This is a genomic window from Embleya sp. NPDC020886, from assembly GCF_044333915.1.
Taxonomy (GTDB): domain Bacteria; phylum Actinomycetota; class Actinomycetes; order Streptomycetales; family Streptomycetaceae; genus Embleya.
This window is the reverse complement of the sequence record NZ_JBIRRX010000001.1, coordinates 1,495,329-1,516,058: the sequence shown is the minus strand read 5'-3', so window position 1 is coordinate 1,516,058 and position 20,730 is coordinate 1,495,329. Positions and strand designations below refer to the sequence as shown.

At 66.1% G+C, this 20,730-nt stretch carries 33 protein-coding genes; all 33 read left to right on the top strand.

The window, feature by feature from the left end:
- The first annotated feature begins 98 nt into the window (after positions 1-98).
- The 33 genes from ACH4U8_RS06490 (at position 99) to rpmJ (ending at position 20,634) form a co-directional block, all read left to right on the top strand.
- Entirely contained in the window at positions 99-599 is a 501-nt protein-coding gene (locus ACH4U8_RS06490; protein ID WP_360308755.1) for a DUF4190 domain-containing protein, read from the top strand.
- Positions 600-1,047: 448 nt separating this feature from the next.
- Positions 1,048-1,422 (top strand): 30S ribosomal protein S12, encoded by a 375-nt coding sequence (gene rpsL, locus ACH4U8_RS06485; protein ID WP_020549242.1) that lies wholly within the window; start codon positions 1,048-1,050, stop codon positions 1,420-1,422.
- Positions 1,422-1,892, top strand: coding sequence for a 30S ribosomal protein S7 (gene rpsG, locus ACH4U8_RS06480; RefSeq protein ID WP_161360661.1), 471 nt, complete (start codon positions 1,422-1,424; stop codon positions 1,890-1,892). The genes rpsL and rpsG overlap by 1 nt, the downstream gene beginning before the upstream one ends.
- A 42-nt stretch (positions 1,893-1,934) precedes the next feature.
- Positions 1,935-4,064 carry an elongation factor G gene (gene fusA, locus ACH4U8_RS06475; RefSeq protein WP_360308760.1) on the top strand — a complete coding sequence of 710 codons (2,130 nt, stop codon included), beginning with the start codon at positions 1,935-1,937 and terminating at the stop codon, positions 4,062-4,064.
- A gap of 129 nt (positions 4,065-4,193) precedes the next feature.
- Positions 4,194-5,387 carry an elongation factor Tu gene (tuf, locus tag ACH4U8_RS06470; RefSeq protein WP_360308763.1) on the top strand — a complete coding sequence of 398 codons (1,194 nt, stop codon included), beginning with the start codon at positions 4,194-4,196 and terminating at the stop codon, positions 5,385-5,387.
- A gap of 524 nt (positions 5,388-5,911) precedes the next feature.
- Entirely contained in the window at positions 5,912-6,220 is a 309-nt protein-coding gene (gene rpsJ, locus ACH4U8_RS06465; RefSeq protein WP_020549238.1) for a 30S ribosomal protein S10, read from the top strand.
- 13 nt (positions 6,221-6,233) lie between these two features.
- The gene (gene rplC / locus ACH4U8_RS06460; protein ID WP_360308767.1) at positions 6,234-6,878 is read left to right on the top strand and encodes a 50S ribosomal protein L3; all 645 of its coding nucleotides are present in this window, start codon (positions 6,234-6,236) and stop codon (positions 6,876-6,878) included.
- A 5-nt stretch (positions 6,879-6,883) separates the two neighbouring features.
- The gene (gene rplD, locus ACH4U8_RS06455; protein WP_360308905.1) at positions 6,884-7,561 is read left to right on the top strand and encodes a 50S ribosomal protein L4; all 678 of its coding nucleotides are present in this window, start codon (positions 6,884-6,886) and stop codon (positions 7,559-7,561) included.
- Positions 7,558-7,899, top strand: coding sequence for a 50S ribosomal protein L23 (gene rplW, locus ACH4U8_RS06450; RefSeq protein WP_020549235.1), 342 nt, complete (start codon positions 7,558-7,560; stop codon positions 7,897-7,899). Before rplD ends, rplW begins: the two co-directional genes overlap by 4 nt.
- A 34-nt stretch (positions 7,900-7,933) precedes the next feature.
- Positions 7,934-8,770, top strand: coding sequence for a 50S ribosomal protein L2 (gene rplB / locus ACH4U8_RS06445; RefSeq protein ID WP_355532991.1), 837 nt, complete (start codon positions 7,934-7,936; stop codon positions 8,768-8,770).
- Positions 8,771-8,781: 11 nt separating this feature from the next.
- Positions 8,782-9,063, top strand: a complete 282-nt coding sequence (rpsS, locus tag ACH4U8_RS06440; protein WP_020549233.1) for a 30S ribosomal protein S19 — start codon at positions 8,782-8,784, stop codon at positions 9,061-9,063.
- 43 nt (positions 9,064-9,106) lie between these two features.
- On the top strand, positions 9,107-9,451 hold the full coding sequence (gene rplV / locus ACH4U8_RS06435) for a 50S ribosomal protein L22 (protein WP_026217944.1): 345 nt from the start codon (positions 9,107-9,109) through the stop codon (positions 9,449-9,451).
- Positions 9,451-10,326 carry a 30S ribosomal protein S3 gene (gene rpsC, locus ACH4U8_RS06430; protein WP_355532993.1) on the top strand — a complete coding sequence of 292 codons (876 nt, stop codon included), beginning with the start codon at positions 9,451-9,453 and terminating at the stop codon, positions 10,324-10,326. The genes rplV and rpsC overlap by 1 nt, the downstream gene beginning before the upstream one ends.
- Positions 10,327-10,331: 5 nt before the next feature.
- A complete protein-coding gene (gene rplP / locus ACH4U8_RS06425) occupies positions 10,332-10,751 on the top strand; it encodes a 50S ribosomal protein L16 (RefSeq protein ID WP_020549230.1) in 420 nt (139 codons plus the stop codon).
- Complete coding sequence (gene rpmC / locus ACH4U8_RS06420) at positions 10,751-10,984, top strand: 50S ribosomal protein L29 (RefSeq protein ID WP_020549229.1); 234 nt, start codon at positions 10,751-10,753, stop codon at positions 10,982-10,984. Before rplP ends, rpmC begins: the two co-directional genes overlap by 1 nt.
- A complete protein-coding gene (rpsQ, locus tag ACH4U8_RS06415) occupies positions 10,981-11,262 on the top strand; it encodes a 30S ribosomal protein S17 (protein ID WP_355532996.1) in 282 nt (93 codons plus the stop codon). The genes rpmC and rpsQ overlap by 4 nt, the downstream gene beginning before the upstream one ends.
- A gap of 62 nt (positions 11,263-11,324) precedes the next feature.
- A complete protein-coding gene (gene rplN, locus ACH4U8_RS06410) occupies positions 11,325-11,693 on the top strand; it encodes a 50S ribosomal protein L14 (RefSeq protein WP_078975728.1) in 369 nt (122 codons plus the stop codon).
- A gap of 15 nt (positions 11,694-11,708) precedes the next feature.
- Positions 11,709-12,032: a 50S ribosomal protein L24 gene (rplX, locus tag ACH4U8_RS06405; RefSeq protein ID WP_355533077.1), complete on the top strand. Its 324-nt coding sequence runs from the start codon at positions 11,709-11,711 to the stop codon at positions 12,030-12,032.
- Positions 12,032-12,601, top strand: coding sequence for a 50S ribosomal protein L5 (rplE, locus tag ACH4U8_RS06400; protein ID WP_020549225.1), 570 nt, complete (start codon positions 12,032-12,034; stop codon positions 12,599-12,601). Before rplX ends, rplE begins: the two co-directional genes overlap by 1 nt.
- A 44-nt stretch (positions 12,602-12,645) precedes the next feature.
- Positions 12,646-12,831 carry a type Z 30S ribosomal protein S14 gene (locus tag ACH4U8_RS06395; RefSeq protein WP_161360669.1) on the top strand — a complete coding sequence of 62 codons (186 nt, stop codon included), beginning with the start codon at positions 12,646-12,648 and terminating at the stop codon, positions 12,829-12,831.
- Between the two features lie 188 nt (positions 12,832-13,019).
- Positions 13,020-13,418 (top strand): 30S ribosomal protein S8, encoded by a 399-nt coding sequence (gene rpsH / locus ACH4U8_RS06390; protein ID WP_020549223.1) that lies wholly within the window; start codon positions 13,020-13,022, stop codon positions 13,416-13,418.
- A gap of 18 nt (positions 13,419-13,436) precedes the next feature.
- Positions 13,437-13,976: a 50S ribosomal protein L6 gene (gene rplF, locus ACH4U8_RS06385; protein WP_020549222.1), complete on the top strand. Its 540-nt coding sequence runs from the start codon at positions 13,437-13,439 to the stop codon at positions 13,974-13,976.
- A gap of 2 nt (positions 13,977-13,978) precedes the next feature.
- Entirely contained in the window at positions 13,979-14,362 is a 384-nt protein-coding gene (rplR, locus tag ACH4U8_RS06380) for a 50S ribosomal protein L18 (protein WP_020549221.1), read from the top strand.
- A gap of 46 nt (positions 14,363-14,408) precedes the next feature.
- Positions 14,409-15,014 (top strand): 30S ribosomal protein S5, encoded by a 606-nt coding sequence (gene rpsE / locus ACH4U8_RS06375; protein ID WP_020549220.1) that lies wholly within the window; start codon positions 14,409-14,411, stop codon positions 15,012-15,014.
- Entirely contained in the window at positions 15,014-15,196 is a 183-nt protein-coding gene (rpmD, locus tag ACH4U8_RS06370; protein ID WP_020549219.1) for a 50S ribosomal protein L30, read from the top strand. The genes rpsE and rpmD overlap by 1 nt, the downstream gene beginning before the upstream one ends.
- Position 15,197: 1 nt before the next feature.
- Entirely contained in the window at positions 15,198-15,656 is a 459-nt protein-coding gene (gene rplO, locus ACH4U8_RS06365) for a 50S ribosomal protein L15 (RefSeq protein WP_355533000.1), read from the top strand.
- A 356-nt stretch (positions 15,657-16,012) separates the two neighbouring features.
- Positions 16,013-17,335, top strand: coding sequence for a preprotein translocase subunit SecY (gene secY / locus ACH4U8_RS06360; RefSeq protein WP_360308780.1), 1,323 nt, complete (start codon positions 16,013-16,015; stop codon positions 17,333-17,335).
- Positions 17,336-17,989, top strand: a complete 654-nt coding sequence (locus ACH4U8_RS06355) for an adenylate kinase (RefSeq protein ID WP_360308783.1) — start codon at positions 17,336-17,338, stop codon at positions 17,987-17,989.
- A gap of 122 nt (positions 17,990-18,111) precedes the next feature.
- Complete coding sequence (gene map, locus ACH4U8_RS06350; protein ID WP_360308786.1) at positions 18,112-18,879, top strand: type I methionyl aminopeptidase; 768 nt, start codon at positions 18,112-18,114, stop codon at positions 18,877-18,879.
- Positions 18,880-18,949: 70 nt separating this feature from the next.
- On the top strand, positions 18,950-19,558 hold the full coding sequence (locus tag ACH4U8_RS06345; RefSeq protein WP_395775950.1) for a DUF1707 domain-containing protein: 609 nt from the start codon (positions 18,950-18,952) through the stop codon (positions 19,556-19,558).
- 48 nt (positions 19,559-19,606) lie between these two features.
- On the top strand, positions 19,607-19,987 hold the full coding sequence (locus ACH4U8_RS06340; RefSeq protein WP_360308791.1) for a DUF1707 domain-containing protein: 381 nt from the start codon (positions 19,607-19,609) through the stop codon (positions 19,985-19,987).
- A gap of 195 nt (positions 19,988-20,182) precedes the next feature.
- Complete coding sequence (gene infA / locus ACH4U8_RS06335; RefSeq protein ID WP_018382544.1) at positions 20,183-20,404, top strand: translation initiation factor IF-1; 222 nt, start codon at positions 20,183-20,185, stop codon at positions 20,402-20,404.
- A gap of 116 nt (positions 20,405-20,520) precedes the next feature.
- Complete coding sequence (rpmJ, locus tag ACH4U8_RS06330; RefSeq protein ID WP_009740505.1) at positions 20,521-20,634, top strand: 50S ribosomal protein L36; 114 nt, start codon at positions 20,521-20,523, stop codon at positions 20,632-20,634.
- Positions 20,635-20,730 lie beyond the last annotated feature (96 nt).

Below are 20,730 nucleotides of genomic sequence, written 5' to 3'. Positions count from 1 at the left end.
GTCGCATATCCATACCTTCGGTACGCGGACCCTCTCCACCGCGCGACGATCGGTGCGACGATACCGGCGACGCGTCGTCCCACCCCGGGAGAACCTCCATGAGCACCCCTGGCGGGTCCGAGTACGGGCCCTATCGAGAGCAGCCGTACGGCGACGCGCAGAACCCGTACGGCGAGCCGTACCCGCCCTACGGATACGGCTACGGACCGGGGGAGTCGCCCGCGCCCTACGGCTACGGCCAGGCGCCGCAGTACGGGCAGCAGCCGCCGTACGGATACGGCTACCCCCAGCACCCCGGCTACGGCGGCTACCTGCCCCAGCCGGGCACCAACGGCCTGGCCATCGCGTCGATGATCCTGGGCATCCTGTGGCTCTACTGGCTGGGCAGCCTGCTCGCGGTGATCTTCGGACACATAGCGCTGGCCCAGACCGCTCGTACCGGCCAGCAGGGTCGGGGCATGGCGATCGCCGGCGTGGTGCTGGGCTGGATCGGCATGGCCCTGCTGGCGCTGACCATCGTGGTCCTGGTCCTGGATTCGAACAATGACGACTATTCGGACTACCTGCATCTGTTCGGCGCACTGCGCGCGGTGTGCTGAGTCACGTTCGCGCCCCCGGTGGGGAACCGGGCGCGCGCTCGTTCGCCTCGGGCCGCAATGCCGGGTACGGTGGGGCTCGGAGGGTGATGTACCGCCCTGAACGATTCGGTGCTCCACCACGGTGAGAGCACCGAATTCCATGTCGTGGCGGGGGTCTTTCTTTTCGCTTTGACCTCTGCTGCTGTGGTAGGTAGTCTCTCTCCTTGTGCCTGGGGTGTCCCCGGGCTCTTGTGGCTGCGCTCACCGCGATCCCGACGGGATCTGTGCGTGAGAGGCCCGAGAGACCGACCCACAGCCTCCTAAGCAAGCACACTCCCAAGACCGGGCGACACGCCCGACCGCGGGGGTCGGACTTGCGGTTGGCTCCGGCGTCGACCGGGATGCAGGCCGATTCAGACATTGCAGTCGCTTCAAAAAGACCGCTCGGCACGAAGAAGACGGAGACGCGGTGCCCACGATCCAGCAGCTGGTCCGAAAGGGCCGCCAGGACAAGGTCGACAAGGCCAAGACTCCGGCGCTCAAGGGGAGCCCGCAGCGTCGCGGCGTGTGCACCCGTGTTTACACGACGACGCCGAAGAAGCCGAACTCGGCGCTTCGCAAGGTCGCGCGTGTGCGCCTCACGAGTGGCATCGAAGTGACGGCCTACATTCCCGGTGAGGGTCACAACCTCCAGGAGCACTCGATCGTGCTCGTTCGCGGTGGTCGTGTGAAGGACCTCCCCGGTGTCCGCTACAAGATCATTCGTGGTTCGCTCGACACCCAGGGTGTCAAGAACCGCAAGCAGGCGCGCAGCCGCTACGGCGCGAAGAAGGAGAAGAGCTAATGCCGCGTAAGGGCCCTGCCCCCAAGCGACCGGTCATCATCGACCCGGTTTACAACTCGCCGTTGGTCACCTCGCTGGTGAACAAGGTCCTGTCGCACGGTAAGCGCTCCGTCGCCGAGAAGATCGTCTACGGCGCTCTCGAAGGTTGCCGCGAGAAGACCGGTACCGACCCGGTCATCACGCTCAAGCGTGCCCTCGAGAACGTGAAGCCGACCCTCGAGGTCCGCAGCCGCCGTGTCGGTGGCGCGACCTACCAGGTGCCGGTCGAGGTCCGTCCGGGCCGCTCCACGACCCTCGCTCTCCGCTGGCTCGTCGGCTACTCCCGCGCTCGTCGCGAGAAGACGATGACCGAGCGTCTGATGAACGAGCTGCTGGACGCGAGCAACGGTCTCGGTGCCGCGGTCAAGCGCCGCGAGGACACGCACAAGATGGCCGAGTCCAACAAGGCCTTCGCGCACTACCGCTGGTAGTTCCACCCGCAACGACGAGAAGCCGAGAGAAGACAAGCCACGATGGCTACCACTGCTCTTGATCTGGCCAAGGTCCGAAACATCGGCATCATGGCCCACATCGACGCGGGCAAGACCACCACCACCGAGCGGATCCTGTTCTACACAGGCGTCAACTACAAAATCGGTGAGGTTCATGAGGGCGCTGCCACCATGGACTGGATGGAACAGGAGCAGGAGCGCGGCATCACCATCACGTCTGCCGCGACGACCTGTCACTGGACGCTCGAAGACGTCGATCACACGATCAACATCATCGACACCCCTGGCCACGTCGACTTCACCGTCGAGGTGGAGCGTTCGCTGCGCGTGCTCGACGGCGCCGTCACCGTCTTCGACGGTGTCGCCGGCGTGGAGCCGCAGTCCGAGACCGTTTGGCGTCAGGCCGACCGGTACGGCGTGCCGCGTATCTGCTTCGTGAACAAGCTCGACCGCACCGGCGCCGAGTTCCACCGCTGTGTCGACATGATCGACGAGCGACTGGGCGCGGTTCCGCTGGTCATGCAGCTTCCGATCGGCACCGAGATGGACTTCCAGGGCGTAGTCGACCTGGTCGCCATGAAGGCTCTGGTCTGGTCGGCCGAGGCTGCCAAGGGCGAGATGTACGACGTCGTCGACATCCCCGCCACGCACACCGAGGCCGCCGCCGAGTACCGCGGCAAGCTGCTCGAGACGATCGCCGAATTCGACGACGAGATGATGGAGCTGTACCTGGAGGGCACCGAGCCCACCACGGAGCAGCTCATGGCCGCGATCCGTCGCGCCACCATCGCCTCGACGCTGGGTGACAACAAGGACAAGCCGACGTTCACCCCGGTGTTCTGCGGTACCGCGTTCAAGAACAAGGGCGTTCAGCCCCTGCTCGACGCGGTCGTTCGTTACCTGCCGTCGCCGCTCGACATCTCGGGCATCGAGGGCCACGACGTCAACGACGCCGAGAAGTCCATCGTTCGCCAGCCGAGCGACGCCGAGCCCTTCGCCGGTCTCGCGTTCAAGATCATGCGCGACCCGCACCTCGGGAAGCTCACCTTCGTCCGGGTCTACTCGGGTGTCCTGGAAGCCGGCAGCTTCGTGCTGAACTCGGTCAAGGGCAAGAAGGAGCGCATCGGCAAGATCTACCGGATGCACGCGAACAAGCGTGAGGAGATCCCGTCGGTCGGCGCGGGCGACATCATCGCCGTGATGGGTCTCAAGGACACCACCACCGGTGAGACGCTCTGCGACCCGGCGAACCCGGTGATCCTGGAGTCGATGACCTTCCCGGCTCCGGTCATCCAGGTCGCGATCGAGCCGAAGTCCAAGGGTGCGCAGGAGAAGCTGGGTGTCGCCATCCAGTCCCTCGCGGCCGAGGACCCCTCGTTCCAGGTGCACACCGACGAGGAGACCGGCCAGACCATCATCGGTGGCATGGGCGAGCTGCACCTCGAGGTGCTGGTCGACCGGATGCGCCGTGAGTTCGGTGTCGAGGCCAACGTCGGCAAGCCGCAGGTGGCCTACCGCGAGACGATCCGCAAGGTCGTCGAGCGAGTGGACTACACGCACAAGAAGCAGACCGGTGGTACCGGTCAGTTCGCCAAGGTGCAGATCGCGCTCGAGCCGCTCGAGGGTGACGCGTACGAGTTCGTCAACAAGGTCACCGGTGGCCGTATCCCCAGGGAGTACATCCCCTCGGTGGACGCGGGTGCGCAGGAGGCCATGCAGTACGGCGTTCTCGCCGGCTACCCGATGGTCGGCGTGCGTCTGACGCTGATCGACGGTGGCTACCACGAGGTCGACTCGTCCGAACTCGCGTTCAAGATCGCCGGTTCGCAGGCGTTCAAGGAAGCGGCTCGGCAGGCCAGTCCGGCTCTTCTGGAGCCGATGATGGCCGTCGAGGTCACCACGCCCGAGGACTACATGGGCGATGTGATCGGCGACCTCAACTCGCGTCGCGGCCAGATCCAGGCCATGGACGAGCGCTTTGGTGCGCGCGTCGTCAAGGCCTTGGTCCCGCTGTCGGAGATGTTCGGCTATGTCGGCGACCTCCGCAGCAAGACCTCGGGTCGCGCGAGCTACTCCATGCAGTTCGACTCCTACGCCGAGGTTCCGAGGAACGTCGCCGAGGAGATCATCGCCAAGTCGCGCGGCGAGTAATCACCGCCACCGCGGCACCAGCGATACCAGGGGGACCCGGAGTCCACAGGACTCCGGTGCCCCCGCCCCGGCTCACCCCCGATACCCGACGTCGTACGGCGTAAAGAACCAGTCCACAGGAGGACCCCAGTGGCGAAGGCTAAGTTCGAGCGGACTAAGCCGCACGTCAACATCGGCACCATTGGTCACATCGACCACGGTAAGACGACGCTGACCGCGGCGATTACCAAGGTGCTGCACGACGCGTACCCGGACCTGAACCCCTTCACGCCGTTCGACCAGATCGACAAGGCGCCGGAGGAGCGGCAGCGCGGTATCACGATCTCGATCGCGCACGTCGAGTACCAGACGGAGAACCGTCACTACGCGCACGTCGACTGCCCCGGGCACGCCGACTACATCAAGAACATGATCACCGGTGCCGCGCAGATGGACGGCGCGATCCTCGTGGTCGCCGCCACCGACGGCCCGATGCCGCAGACCAAGGAGCACGTGCTCCTGGCCCGCCAGGTCGGCGTTCCGTACATCGTGGTCGCGCTGAACAAGGCCGACATGGTGGACGACGAGGAGATCCTGGAGCTCGTCGAGCTCGAGGTGCGCGAGCTCCTCTCGGAGTACGAGTTCCCGGGCGACGACCTTCCGGTCGTGCGGGTCTCGGCGCTCAAGGCGCTCGAGGGCGACAAGGAGTGGGGCGAGAAGCTTCTCGGTCTCATGGCCGCCGTCGACGAGTCGATCCCGACGCCGCCGCGTGACACCGACATGCCGTTCCTGATGCCCGTCGAGGACGTCTTCACGATCACCGGTCGTGGCACCGTCGTCACCGGCCGCATCGAGCGTGGCATCGTCAAGGTCAACGAGACCGTCGACATCATCGGTATCAAGCTGGAGAAGACCACCACCACGGTCACCGGCATCGAGATGTTCCGCAAGCTGCTCGACGAGGGCCAGGCGGGCGAGAACGTCGGTCTGCTCCTCCGCGGCATCAAGCGCGAGGACGTCGAGCGCGGCCAGGTCATCATCAAGCCGGGTTCGGTCACGCCGCACACCGACTTCGAGGCCCAGGTCTACATCCTGTCGAAGGACGAGGGTGGCCGTCACACCCCCTTCTTCAACAACTACCGGCCGCAGTTCTACTTCCGTACGACGGACGTGACCGGCGTGGTGACCCTCCCCGAGGGCACCGAGATGGTCATGCCGGGTGACAACACCGGCATGGACGTCGCGCTGATCCAGCCGATCGCCATGGAAGAGGGCCTGCGTTTCGCCATCCGCGAGGGTGGCCGCACCGTGGGCGCCGGCCAGGTCGTCAAGATCAAGAAGTGATGAAATCCCGCCCGCCGGTCCACCTGGGTCGGCGGGCGGGGCTTTGTCCGGATCGATTCCACCCCCAAGGTGGGACCGGATATCCACTGCTCGGGGGCTCCCTCAAACCTGGGAGAGCCGCTCGATTGGCCAAGCCCGCCATTCGTGGGGCATACTAGCCAAGTTGCTCGGATAGACAACGGGCTGCGCCGTGCCTGTCGCACAGACGGGATCGGGCGCCGGCCCAGTTGACTCCGAGCAATCGGTGGACTTCTGTCCTGCCACCCATGCAGCCGGCGTCGTCGCTTAGCGACCTCGTGTCGTCCTTTCGCTTGCCGCAGCGAAGGTGACGCCGAGAGTACGTTGCCCAGGCCCCCAGGCCGCCCGTAAGGGTTTCCAAGGGGTGCTTGTGAGCAACAGAGCGACACGCCCGACCGCGGGGGTCGGCGGGGAAGGGAAACCCCAACGGGTTTTCAGCCCAAGTCTTCTCCCCGTGTCAGCGGGGGTGATCCGCAGCGGTACGAGAGAAGGAATTCGAAGCAGCCATGGCGGGACAGAAGATCCGCATCAGGCTCAAGGCCTACGACCACGAGGTCATCGACAGTTCGGCGAAGAAGATCGTCGAGACGGTGACGCGTACTGGTGCGCAGGTTGCGGGACCGGTGCCGCTGCCGACCGAGAAGAACGTGTACTGCGTCATCCGCTCGCCGCACAAGTACAAGGACTCGCGCGAGCACTTCGAGATGCGCACTCACAAGCGGCTCATCGACATCCTCGACCCCACGCCGAAGACGGTCGACTCGCTTATGCGTCTCGACCTGCCGGCCGGCGTCGACATCGAGATCAAGCTCTGAGGACGCACCGACGATGACGAAGCAGATGAAGGGCATTCTGGGCAAGAAGCTCGGCATGACCCAGGTCTGGGACGAGAACAACCGCGTCGTTCCAGTGACTGTGGTCGAGGCCGGGCCCTGCGTCGTGACCCAGGTCCGCAACGCCGAGGTCGACGGCTACTCGGCCGTCCAGATTGCGTTCGGCGCGATCGACCCGCGCAAGGTGAACAAGCCGCTCGCCGGCCACTTCGCCAAGGCCGGGGTGACCCCGCGTCGCCACCTGATCGAGCTCCGCACCTCCGACGCCGGCGAGTACACGCTGGCGCAGGAGATCACCGCCGAGGTGTTCGAGGCCGGCCAGAAGGTCGACGTCATGGGCACCTCGAAGGGCAAGGGCACGGCCGGTGTCATGAAGCGACACGGCTTCAAGGGTCTCGGCAGCTCGCACGGTACGCAGCGCAAGCACCGCTCGCCCGGCTCGATCGGTGGCTGCGCCACCCCGGGTCGTGTGTTCAAGGGCGTGCGCATGGCAGGCCGCATGGGTAACGAGCGCGTCTCCACCCAGAACCTGACCGTGCACGCTGTGGACGCGGAGAAGGGCCTGCTCCTGATCAAGGGCGCGGTCCCCGGTCCCAACGGCGGCCTGGTTCTGGTGCGCACTGCTGCGAAGGGTGTGTGAATTTCATGACCAGCATTGACGTTCTTTCGCCCGCCGGCGAGAAGTCCGGGACGATCGAGCTCCCCGCGGGGCTGTTCGACGTCCAGGTGAGCATCCCGACGATTCACCAGGTCGTCGTGGCGCAGCTCGCCGCGGCTCGTCAGGGCACGCACAAGACCAAGACTCGTGGCGAGGTCCGCGGTGGTGGGCGCAAGCCGTACCGCCAGAAGGGCACCGGTCGCGCCCGTCAGGGCTCGACCCGCGCGCCGCAGTTCGCCGGTGGTGGCGTCGTGCACGGTCCCGTGCCGCGTGACTACGAGCAGCGGACCCCGAAGAAGATGAAGGCGTCCGCCCTGCGCGGTGCCCTCTCCGACCGGGCGCGTCACGAGCGCATCCACTGCGTTTCCGCGCTGATCGAGGGCGACAAGCCGTCGGTCAAGGCGGCGAAGACGCTGCTCGGCAAGATCAGTGAGCGCAAGCACGTGCTCCTGGTCGTCGAGAAGTCCGACACCACTGCCTGGCTGAGCGCCCGCAACCTTCCGCAGGTGCACTTGCTCGAGGTCGGGCAGCTGAACACCTACGACGTGCTCGTCTCCGACGACGTGGTCTTCACGAAGGCCGCTCTGGAGCGCTTCATCGCCGGACCGGCCCAGGCCGCCTCGGCGGTCGCGAGCTCCGACGAGCTCGAAGGGAGCCACGCGTGAGCACCGACACCGTCGAGAGCACGACGAAGGTCACCAGCAAGACCTACACCGACCCGCGCGACGTGCTGCTGAAGCCGGTGATCTCGGAGAAGAGCTACGGGCTCATCGACGAGAACAAGTACACGTTCATCGTGCACCCCGACGCCAACAAGACTCAGATCAAGCAGGCCGTCATCGCGGTCTTCGGGGTCAAGGTCGAGAGCGTCAACACGATCAACCGCGTCGGTAAGCGCAAGCGCACCAAGACCGGTTTCGGCAAGCGCAAGGACACGAAGCGCGCGATCGTCACCCTTGCAGAGGGCGAGCGGATCGACATCTTCGGTGGACCCGTCGGCTGACGGCCGCTGATACGGACGAGGACTAAGAGAAGCCATGGGCATCCGCAAGTACAAGCCGACGACGCCGGGCCGTCGTGGCGCCAGCGTCGCCGACTTCGTCGAGATCACGCGGTCCGAGCCGGAGAAGTCGCTGGTCCGCCCTCTGCACAGCAAGGGTGGTCGTAACAACCACGGCCGTGTGACTGCTCGCCACCAGGGTGGCGGACACAAGCGCGCGTACCGACTGATCGACTTCCGGCGCAACGACAAGGACGGCGTTCCGGCGAAGGTCGCTCACATCGAGTACGACCCGAACCGCACCGCGCGCATCGCTCTTCTGCACTACGCGGACGGCGAGAAGCGCTACATCCTGTGCCCGAACAAGCTGAAGCAGGGCGACCGGATCGAGAACGGTCCGGGCGCCGACATCAAGCCGGGCAACAACATGCCGCTCCGGAACATCCCGGTCGGTACGGTCATCCACGCCATCGAGCTTCGGCCCGGTGGCGGCGCGAAGATCGCCCGTTCCGCGGGTGTCAGCGTGCAGCTGCTGGCGAAGGAGGGTGCTCACGCGACCCTCCGCATGCCCTCGGGCGAAATTCGCCTGGTGGACGTGCGCTGCCGGGCGACGATCGGCGAGATCGGCAATGCCGAGCAGTCGAACATCAACTGGGGCAAGGCCGGTCGCATGCGCTGGAAGGGCAAGCGCCCGACCGTCCGCGGTGTGGCGATGAACCCCATCGACCACCCGCACGGTGGTGGTGAGGGTAAGACCTCTGGTGGTCGCCACCCGGTGAGCCCCTGGGGTAAGCCCGAGGGTCGTACTCGCCGGCCGAAGAAGGCCAGCGACAAGCTCATCATCCGCCGCCGCAAGACGAACAAGAAGCGCTAGGAGCAGTCTCGATGCCGCGCAGTCTCAAGAAGGGACCCTTCGTCGACGGCCACCTCATCAAGAAGGTGGACGTACAGAACGACAAGGGAACCAAGAACGTCATCAAGACCTGGTCCCGTCGCTCGATGATCGTCCCGGCGATGTTGGGCCACACGATCGCGGTGCACGACGGCCGTAAGCACGTCCCGGTGTTCGTGACCGAGTCGATGGTCGGCCACAAGCTCGGCGAGTTCGCGCCGACTCGGACCTTCCGCGGTCACGAGAAGGACGACCGGAAGTCGCGTCGTCGCTGACGCGGCGAATCGCATGGATATCGAGATGAGCAAGGGGACGTCGATGGAAGCCAGGGCTCAGGCGCGGTACATCCGCGTCACGCCCATGAAGGCCCGCCGTGTGGTGGACCTCATCCGTGGCATGAACGCCGCGGAGGCCCAGGCGGTCCTGCGATTCGCTCCGCAGGCCGCGAGTGAGCCGGTCGGCAAGGTGCTGGACAGCGCCATTGCCAACGCCGGTCACAACCACAACTTGGACACGAACATCCTGTACGTGTCCGCCGCCTACGTGGACGAGGGTCCGACCCTCAAGCGTTTCCGTCCGCGGGCACAGGGCCGGGCGTACCGCATCCGCAAGCGCACCAGCCACATCACCGTGGTTGTCGCCGAGAAGGAGAGGACCCGCTAGTGGGCCAGAAGGTTAACCCGCACGGGTTCCGTCTCGGCATCACCACGGACTTCAAGTCCCGGTGGTACGCCGACAAGCTTTACAAGGACTACGTCGGCGAGGACGTCAAGATTCGTCAGATGATGACGAAGGGCATGGAGCGCGCCGGGATCTCGAAGGTCGAGATCGAGCGCACCCGTGAGCGCGTCCGCGTCGACATCCACACCGCCCGGCCGGGCATCGTCATCGGCCGTCGTGGTGCGGAGGCCGACCGCATCCGCGGTGAGCTCGAGAAGCTCACCGGCAAGCAGGTTCAGCTCAACATCCTCGAGGTCAAGAACCCCGAGGTGGACGCTCAGCTTGTGGCGCAGGGTGTGGCCGAGCAGCTCTCGAGCCGCGTGTCCTTCCGCCGCGCGATGCGCAAGGCGATGCAGAGCTCCATGAAGGCCGGGGCCAAGGGCATCAAGATCCAGTGCGGTGGTCGTCTGGGTGGGGCCGAAATGTCCCGCTCGGAGTTCTACCGTGAGGGTCGCGTGCCGCTGCACACGCTGCGCGCCAACGTCGACTACGGCTTCTTCGAGGCCCGTACGACGTTCGGTCGCATCGGTGTGAAGGTGTGGATCTACAAGGGCGACGTGAAGAACATCGCCGAGGTTCGCGCCGAGAACGCTGCGGCTCGTGCCAGCAACCGTCCCGCCCGCGGCGGCGCTCCCGAGCGTCCCCGTCGTGGTGGCGAGGGTGGCGGCGGCGGTCGTGGCGGCGAGCGCGGTGGCCGCGGTGGCCGCGGCGGACGTCCGCAGCAGAACGACGCGCAGGCCACCGGTTCCTCGGACACCGGCTCCGCGCCGGCGGCCGAGGCTGTGAACTCGGCGCCCGAATCCGGATCGGAGGCCTGACCCCGATGCTGATCCCCCGCAGGGTCAAGCACCGCAAGCAGCACCACCCCAAGCGTGGTGGCCGCGCCAAGGGCGGTACGGAACTGGCGTTCGGCGAGTACGGCATCCAGGCCCTGGGCCAGGCGTACGTGACCAACCGTCAGATCGAGTCCGCTCGTATTGCCATCACCCGGCACATTCGCCGTGGTGGCAAGGTGTGGATCAACATCTACCCCGACCGTCCGCTGACCAAGAAGCCTGCCGAGACCCGCATGGGTTCCGGTAAGGGCTCGCCCGAGTGGTGGGTCGCGAACGTCAAGCCCGGTCGGGTGATGTTCGAACTGTCGTACCCGAACGAGAAGGTGGCTCGTGAGGCGCTTACCCGCGCCGTGCACAAGCTGCCGATGAAGTGCCGGATCGTCCGGCGCGAGGCTGGTGAGGCGTGATGGCGGCCGTTACCAAGGCGTCCGAGCTCCGCGAACTCGGTGACGAGGAAATCGTCGCCAAGCTCCGCGAAGCCAAGGAGGAGCTGTTCAACCTCCGTTTCCAGGCGGCGACCGGGCAGCTCGAGAATCACGGGCGGCTCAAGGCTGTCCGTAAGGACATCGCCCGGATCTACACGCTGATGCGCGAGCGCGAGCTGGGCATCGACGTGCAGGAGACCGGAGGCGCGGCGTGAGCGAGAAGACTGAGATGACTGAAGCAACCCGGGGATTCCGCAAGACCCGTGAGGGCCTCGTCGTCAGCGACAAGATGGACAAGACCGTCGTCGTCGCCGTCGAGGACCGCGTGAAGCACCCGATGTACGGCAAGGTCATCCGCCGCACGAACAAGCTGAAGGCTCACGACGAGCAGAACGCCTGTGGCGTCGGTGACCGTGTCGTCCTCATGGAGACTCGGCCGCTGTCCGCCAGCAAGCGCTGGCGCATCGTCGAGATCCTCGAAAAGGCCAAGTAGCGAGCGCCGGTCGCCCCACCAACCGTGGGTCGTGACCGCGACGTGACGATCAGGAGTTAGACGTGATCCAGCAGGAGTCGCGACTGCGAGTCGCCGACAACACGGGTGCGAAGGAGATTCTCTGCATCCGTGTGCTCGGTGGCTCCGGCCGGCGCTACGCGGGCATCGGGGACGTCATCGTTGCCACCGTCAAGGACGCGATCCCCGGTGGCAACGTGAAGAAGGGCGACGTCATCAAGGCAGTCGTCGTGCGGACGGTCAAGGAGCGCCGGCGTGTCGACGGCTCCTACATCCGCTTCGACGAGAACGCCGCCGTTGTCCTGAAGAACGATGGCGAACCCCGAGGCACCCGTATTTTCGGTCCGGTCGGCCGTGAGCTTCGTGAGAAGAAGTTCATGAAGATCATCTCGCTCGCGCCGGAGGTGCTCTAACCAATGGCGAAGGCGATGAAGATCAAGAAGGGTGACCTGGTACAGGTCATCACGGGCAAGGACAAGGGCAAGCAGGGCAAGGTCATCGCGGCCTTCCCGCCGAAGGAGCGCGTCCTGGTCGAGGGCGTCAACCGGATCAAGAAGCACACCAAGGTGGGTCAGTCCGCCAAGGGTGCCAAGACCGGTGGCATCATCACCCAGGAAGCCTCCATCCACGTCAGCAACGTGATGCTGGTGGTGGAGAAGGACGGAAAGAAGGTCCCGACGCGGACCGGCTTCCGGTTCGATGACGAGGGCAACAAGATCCGGTACGCCAAGCGGACCGGTGAGGACATCTGATGACGGTCACCACTGAGGCGCGCGAACTGCCGCGTCTGAAGCAGCGTTACCGCGAGGAGATCCTCGGCAAGCTGCGTGAGGAGTTCTCGTTCGAGAACGTCATGCAGGTTCCGGGCGTCACCAAGATCGTGGTCAACATGGGTGTGGGCGACGCCGCCCGCGACTCGAAGCTGATCGACGGCGCGATCAAGGACCTGATGGCCATCACCGGCCAGAAGCCCCAGGTCACGAAGGCCCGCAAGTCCATCGCGCAGTTCAAGCTGCGTGAAGGTCAGCCGATCGGCGCGCACGTTACACTGCGCGGCGACCGCATGTGGGAGTTCCTCGACCGTCTGCTGTCGATCGCTCTGCCGCGTATCCGCGACTTCCGCGGCCTCTCGCCGAAGCAGTTCGACGGCCGCGGCAACTACACCTTCGGTCTCACGGAGCAGTCGATGTTCCACGAGATCGACCAGGACAAGATCGACCGCGTTCGCGGCATGGACATCACTGTGGTGACCAGCGCCAAGAACGACGACGAGGGCCGCGCTCTGCTGCGTCTCCTCGGCTTCCCGTTCAAGGAAGCGTGAGCAGTCGGCTCGCCGACTGAGGAACGCAACAAGGAGACTGAGACGTGGCGAAGAAGGCCCTGATCGCAAAGGCCGCCCGCAAGCCGAAGTTCGAGGTTCGTGGCTACACGCGCTGCCAGCGCTGTGGCCGTCCTCACTCGGTGTACCGCAAGTTCGGCCTGTGCCGCGTGTGCCTGCGCATGATGGCGCACGCCGGCGAGCTGCCGGGCGTCACCAAGAGCAGCTGGTAGTTCGCGACGGTCGCCTCGGCGACCGACGCGGCACCCGCAAATCGATCGTCCCGTGGGGACGAACGAGAACAGTAACGACGTCGTAGGTCCCGCACCGCAGTCGTCGCCTCGCCGCTCTCCCTCGGGAGGGCGGCGGGGCGAGGGATCGCACGCCGGGAAACCACGGCGAGAAAGGCCTTGAGGCCGTCATGACCATGACCGACCCCATCGCAGACATGTTGACTCGTCTGCGGAACGCCAACTCGGCTTATCACGACGACGTCGTGATGCCGTTCAGCAAGATCAAGTCGCACATCGCGGAGATCCTCCAGCAGGAGGGTTACATCCAGGGCTGGCGCGTCGAGGACGCGGAGGTGGGCAAGAAGCTCACCGTCGTCCTCAAGTACGGCCCGAACCGCGAGCGCTCGATCGCCGGCGTCCGCCGTGTGTCGAAGCCCGGTCTGCGGGTGTACGCAAAGTCCACGAACCTGCCGAAGGTGCTCGGTGGCCTCGGCGTCGCGATTATCTCGACGTCGACCGGTCTCCTCACCGACAAGCAGGCGGCCAAGAAGGGCGTGGGCGGGGAAGTCCTCGCCTTCGTCTGGTAAGGGAAGGGAAGGAGAGCAATGTCGCGCATCGGACGTCTCCCCATCCCGGTTCCCACCGGTGTGGACGTCACCATCAATGGCCGCGAGGTTGTCGTGAAGGGCCCCAAGGGTTCCCTGTCGCACACCATCGCCGCCCCGATCGAGATCGCGAAGTCGGACGACGGCACCCTCGCGGTGACCCGTCCCGACGACGAGCGTCGCTCGAAGGCCCTGCACGGGCTGTCCCGGACGCTGGTGGCGAACATGATCACTGGTGTGACCCAGGGATACATCAAGAAGCTTGAGATCAGCGGCGTCGGTTACCGCGTCCAGGCGAAGGGCTCCTCGCTGGAGTTCGCGCTCGGATTCAGCCACCCCGTCGTCGTCGAGGCCCCGGAGGGCATCACCTTCGTGGTCGAGGCCCCGACCCGTTTCTCGGTCGAAGGCATCGACAAGCAGAAGGTCGGTGAGATCGCGGCGAACATTCGCAAGCTGCGTAAGCCCGACCCGTACAAGGCCAAGGGCGTCAAGTACGCCGGCGAGGTCATCCGCCGCAAGGTCGGAAAGGCTGGTAAGTAGGCATGGCTGTCGGCGTGAAGACCGGCAAGGGCGTTGCGAAGAAGTCTGTCGCACGCAAGCGCCGGCACATCCGGGTGCGGAAGAAGGTTTCCGGCACCCCGCTGCGGCCCCGTCTCGTCGTGAGCCGCTCCACCCGTCACATGGTGGCGCAGGTTATCGACGACATCGCCGGCCACACTCTCGCTTCGGCCTCCACGATGGACCCGTCCATCCGTGGTGGCGAGGGCGACAAGACCGCCCAGGCTCGCAAGGTCGGCGAATTGGTCGCCGAGCGTGCGAAGGCTGCCGGTGTCGAGGCCGTCGTGTTCGACCGTGGTGGCAACAAGTACCACGGCCGGATCGCCGCTCTCGCGGATGCCGCACGCGGTAACGGGCTGACCTTCTGAGCCCGCTCCGGGACAAGCTTCGAACGACAGATGTGAGGACATTCTGATGGCTGGACCCCAGCGCCGCGGTGGCGGCGCCGGCGGCGGCGAGCGGCGGGACCGGCGGGATCGACGTGATGGTGGCGCAGCCGCCGAGAAGACCGCTTACGTCGAGCGCGTGGTCGCGATCAATCGCGTCGCCAAGGTCGTGAAGGGTGGTCGTCGCTTCAGCTTCACCGCGCTGGTCGTGGTCGGCGATGGCGATGGCACCGTAGGTGTCGGTTACGGCAAGGCCAAGGAGGTGCCGGCCGCGATCGCCAAGGGTGTTGAAGAGGCCAAGAAGCACTTCTTCAAGGTCCCCCGTATCCAGGGCACCATCCCGCACCCGATCCAGGGTGAGAAGGCTGCCGGCGTCGTGCTCCTGAAGCCGGCTTCGCCGGGTACCGGCGTCATCGCCGGTGGCCCCGTGCGCGCCGTGCTCGAGTGCGCCGGCATCCACGACGTGCTGAGCAAGTCGCTCGGTTCGTCGAACCCGATCAACATCGTGCACGCGACCGTTGCGGCGCTCCAGGGGCTCGTTCGCCCCGAGGAGATCGCGGCTCGTCGTGGCCTGCCTCTGGAGGACGTGGCCCCGGCCGCGCTTCTGCGGGCCCGCGCGGGGGTTGGTGCGTAATGGCACGTCTCAAGGTCACGCAGACCCGATCGAAGATCGGTGGCAGGCAGAACCAGCGGGACACTCTCCGTTCGCTCGGTCTCAAGCGCGTCCACGACGTGGTCGTCAAGGAAGACCGCCCGGAGATCCGCGGCATGATCGCGACGGTGTCGCACCTCGTCACCGTCGAGGAGGTCGACTGACATGGGTGCTGACAACCCGCTGAAGGTGCACCACCTGCGGCCCGCCCCGGGCGCCAAGACCGCCAAGACCCGCGTGGGTCGTGGCGAGGGCTCCAAGGGTAAGACCGCCGGTCGTGGCACCAAGGGCACGAAGGCTCGTTACCAGGTTCCGGCCCGTTTCGAGGGTGGGCAGATGCCGCTGCACATGCGGCTGCCCAAGCTCAAGGGCTTCAAGAACCCGTTCCGGGTCGAGTTCCAGGTCGTGAACCTGGACAAGATCGAGTCCCTGTACCCCAACGGTGGCGAAGTCACCGTCGAGGGTCTGATCGAGAAGGGCGCGGTTCGCAAGAACCTGCCCGTCAAGATCCTGGGCACCGGCGAGATCTCGGTTGCCGTCCAGGTGAAGGTGCACGCCTTCTCCGGCTCGGCGAAGACCAAGATTGCCGCCGCGGGTGGCTCGGCCGACGAACTGTCGGTCTGACGCTCGCGCGTACCGGATTGATCGTTTGACCGTCATGGCCCGTTCGGATCGGTACCGAACGGGCCTTGACGTCGTTGAGGGCTATAGCGCAGGGGCGCCACGCCGGTAAGGTGGTGGCGCCCCTGTGGTTTGCTGTGTCGTGGGGGCGGATTCATTGCACCGCTCTCTCACATGACTTGCTCTGTTTTTACCGTGTGTTGTGTCATGTCGCAGGAACGTCGGACCGGGGCGATACTTCCGGGCCGTCGGCGCTGTTATTGTCCGTGAGGTTCCCTGTGCGGGACCTGACCAGTGGTCCTACCGGACCGACGACTCGATCGACTCGCCCCTAAGACGGGCGGGGCGCAGGAGGCAGTGTGCTCACCGCGTTCGCCAGGGCGTTCCGCACGCCCGACCTGCGCAAGAAGCTGCTGTTCACGTTGGCGATCATCGTCCTCTTTCGGATCGGGTCGCATATCCCGGTGCCGGGCGTCTCGTTCGAGATGGTGCGCTCTTGCGTAGAGGACTCCAACCGGAACAGCCTGTTCGGACTCGTGAACATGTTCAGCGGCGGTGCGCTGCTGCAACTCACGATCTTCGCGCTGGGGATCATGCCGTACATCACGGCGAGCATCATCCTGCAGCTTCTGACCGTGGTGATCCCGAGGCTGGAGGCCCTCAAGAAGGAGGGCCAGTCCGGCACCGCGAAGATCACCCAGTACACCCGGTACCTGACCATCGCGCTGTCGATTCTGCAGTCGACCGCGCTGATCGCCACCGCCCGCAGCGGCGCGCTGTTCTCCAGCGCCCGCAGCCAGACCTGCGACCCGCAGGGCATCGTGCCGGACGACTCGCTCTTCCGGGTGATCGTCATGGTCGCGGTGATGACCGCCGGTACCTCCACGATCATGTGGCTGGGTGAGCTGATCACCGACCGCGGCATCGGCAACGGCATGTCGATCCTGATGTTCGTCTCGGTCGCCGCCGGTTTCCCGGCCGCGCTGTGGACCATCAAGGAGCAGGGCACCATCGGCGGCGGCTGGGTGCCGTTCTTCACCGTCATCGCCATCGGCCTCGTGATGGTCGGCCTGGTGGTCTTCGTGGAACAGGCGCAGCGCCGGATCCCGGTGCAGTACGCCAAGCGCATGATCGGGCGTCGCGCCTACGGCGGGACCTCGACCTACATCCCGCTCAAGGTGAACCAGGCGGGCATCATCCCCGTCATCTTCGCCTCGTCGCTGCTGTACATCCCGGCCCTCATCGCCCAGTTCAGCGGTGGGAAATCGGACTGGGCGGTGTGGATCGAACGCCACTTCGTCAAGGGCGACCACCCGCTGTACATGATCACGTACTTCTTGCTGATCGTCTTCTTCGCGTTCTTCTACGTGGCCATCACGTTCAACCCCGAAGAAGTAGCCGACAACATGAAGAAGTATGGTGGCTTCATTCCGGGGATCCGCGCCGGCAGACCGACTGCGGAATACCTGAACTACATCCTCACCAGGATCACGTGGCCCGGATCGTTGTACCTGGGCATGATCGCGCTGGTACCCAGCATCGCGCTCGTGCTCTTCAACGCCAACCAGAACTTCCCGTTCGGCGGCACGAGCATCCTGATCATCGTGGGAGTGGGTCTGGAAACCGTGAAGCAGATCGAGAGTCAGCTCCAGCAGCGCAACTACGAAGGCTTCCTCCGCTAAATGCGTATCGTTCTCGTGGGGCCTCCCGGCGCGGGTAAGGGAACCCAGGCCCAGTACATCGCCGCCAACCTGTCGATTCCCGCCGTCTCGACCGGTGACATCTTCCGCGCCAACGTGAGTCAGGGCACCCCGCTCGGCCGCGAGGCGAAGACCTACATGGACGCGGGCAACCTCGTACCCGACGAGGTGACCATAGGCATGGTCCGGGAGCGCCTCGCGCAGCCGGACGTCGCCGCCGGTTTCCTCCTCGACGGGTTCCCGCGCAACACCGCTCAGGCCAAGGTGCTCGACGAGATCCTCGCCGAGAACGACACCGAGCTCGACGTGGTGCTCGAACTCAAGGTCGACGACTCGGAGATCATTCAGCGCATCTCCGGCCGCCGGCAGTGCCGGGCCAGTGGGCACGTCTGCCACATCCTGACCGACCCGCCGAAGGTGCCGGGCGTCTGCGACGAGTGCGGCAGCGAGTTGTACCAGCGTGACGACGACCGCGAGGAGACCGTCCGGCACCGCCTGGACGTGTACAAGGAGCAGACCGAACCCTTGGTCGGCTATTACTCCGAGCGCAACCTCCTGCTGCCGATCCAGGCGACGGGTCCGGTCAAGGAGGTCACCGGGCGCGCGATGACCGCGCTTCGGGAGTTCGGCGCCTGATCCGGGCGTCGACCGCGACAGACATCACACATGGGCGATCCGGGGAAACCCCGGATCGCCCATCGTGCTTTCCAGGCGATACACAGACGAGGACGGCCATGCCGGTGTTCAGGAAGCGCCACATGCGAATCGAGCGCAAGACGCCCGAGCAGATCGAGAAGATGCGTCGGGCCGGGGCCGTGGTGGCGAACACGCTGGAGCTGCTGCGCGAGGCGGCGAAGCCCGGGGTGACCACGGCCGATCTGGACACGATCGCCGAGCGGTCGATCCGGGCGGCGGGTGCGATCCCCTCGTTCAAGGGCTATCACGGCTTCCCGGCGTCGATCTGCGCGTCGGTCAACGACGTGGTGGTGCACGGGATCCCGGACGAGACGCCGTTGCGCGACGGGGACATCATCTCGATCGACTGCGGTGCGATCCTGGACGGCTGGCACGGCGACTCGGCGATCACCGTGCCGATCGGCACGGTGCGGCCCGAGGTGCTCGAACTGAGCCGGGTGTGCGAGCAGTCGATGTGGGCGGGCATCGAGGCCGCGGTGGCCGGCGGTCGGCTGACCGACATCAGCCACGCGGTGGAGAAGTCGATCCGGTCCAACCCGCTGCCCGGCGGTGCCAAGTACGGCATCGTCGAGGACTACGGCGGCCACGGCATCGGTACCGAGATGCACCAGGACCCGCACGTGCTCAACTACGGCCCCGGCGGCCGGGGTCCGCGCCTGGAGGTCGGCGTGTGCCTGGCGATCGAGCCGATGGTCACGCTGGGCAAGCCGGACACGTACACGCTGCCGGACGAGTGGACGGTCAAGACCACGGCGGGCGGCCACGCGGCGCACTGGGAGCACTCGATCGCGATCACCGAGAACGGGCCCGTGGTGCTGACCCGACCCTGAGGCCAGACCCCCGTCGATGGTGGGGCTGGCACCATGTACGCGGCCGCGGCGCCTGCCTAGTGTCGAAGGCATGGTGAGGCATCCGACCATGCGGGCATCCGACGTCGACCGTGAAGCGGCGGTGACGCTTCTGCGCGACCACCATGCGGTCGGACGGCTGACGCTCGCAGAGTTCAACGAACGTATGGGGGCCGCCTTCGGGGCGGTCACGCTGGGGGATCTGGCCCGGCTGATCGCCGATCTGCCGCCGCCCGAACATCTGGAGGCGGACGTCGAGGTGATCCGCGCGCGGATGGCCTACGAGGCGGCGCGCACCCGGGCCGCGCCGGCTCGGCCGGTCGCGCCGGAGTCGTCGGCGCTCGGGATGCCCGCGCCGACGTGGCTCGCCGCCGTACCGCCCCCGCCGCCGGTCGCGGCCCGGAGGTACCGGGACGTGGACCCGGTGCCGCAGGAGCCGAGGGAGCGGGACGGGTGGGCCACCGGGGCGCGGGTCCTGCGGGCGGCCTGGACCACGCTGAACGCGATCACCGCGTTGAACGTGGTGATCTGGCTCCTGGTCGCGGTGGCCGGCACCGGCGTCGTGTACTTCTGGCCGGTGTGGGTCTACGGTCCGGCCGCGGCGGTGTTGGGCTCGATCCAGATGTGCCTGCGGCGACACGGGCAGCCCTCGTCCGGATGACCGGGCGCCGCGCTGCCCGGGTGCCCGAACAGGGCCTACGCTCGTGGTATGGACCGTGATCCGAACGCCCCCGCGACCCCTGCGGACCGCGAACGTGTGACCGCCGAGCTGCGCGAACACCTCGCTTCCGGCCGTCTGGCGCTGTCCGAATACCGGGCGCGCCTGGACGCGGTCCGCCGAGCCGGTACGGTGGGGGAGCTCGACGCGGTTTCGGCGCAGTTGCCGGGCCGCGAGGATCGGGACGACGCGGCGGGTGCGACGCCGCCGCAGGAGTACCACCGACATGTCGACGCGCCTTCGCGAGCCGGTGCCTATGGGCCGGCGAAGGAGCGGCGTCCGCGGGTTTCCAACGCGACGTTGAACAAGGTCTGGTTGGTCGTGATGTCACTCGGTGTGCTGATCTGGGCGCTGGTCTACTTCGTGAGGTAGATCCGTCCGCCCCGGCGGGAACGGAACCTGCGGTTCCGGGCCCGGTTTCGCTTTCACCGACCGAGTGCCTTAGACTGACTCGTCGGCTCACATGTAGCCAGGTTTGGCGCGCCCGTCATCTGGGCGCCAAAAATTTGAGCTTCGTCATGTGGCCGGGTAACGGTAGCTGATCCCGAGATACGAAGCGCGGAGGACATGCCCAAGAAGCAAGGGGCCATCGAAATCGAGGGCACCGTCATCGAGTCGCTCCCCAACGCCATGTTTCGCGTGGAGCTTCAGAACGGGCACAAAGTCCTCGCGCACATCAGTGGGAAGATGCGGATGCACTACATCCGAATTCTTCCGGACGACCGGGTCGTCGTCGAGTTGAGCCCGTACGACCTGACCCGCGGCCGGATCGTCTACCGCTACAAGTAGGCGAGCCCCAGCCCCGCCCACGCCGTGCGTGACGCGTGGGGCTTGGACGCAAACCGATAACCGACTCGGCGACGGCGGCGTGCCCGCACGCCTTCGTCACACGTACCGGAGAAATCATGAAGGTCAAGCCGAGCGTCAAGAAGATCTGCGACAAGTGCAAGGTGATCCGCCGTCACGGCCGGGTCATGGTGATCTGCGAGAACCTGCGCCACAAGCAGCGCCAGGGCTGAGCAGCACCCCCCTCGCACAACGAGCGATCGACGCGCGACGCACCACGTAAGAGCCGCAGCACCCGACCCCCGCCTCGTGCGGGACGCCACCCTCGG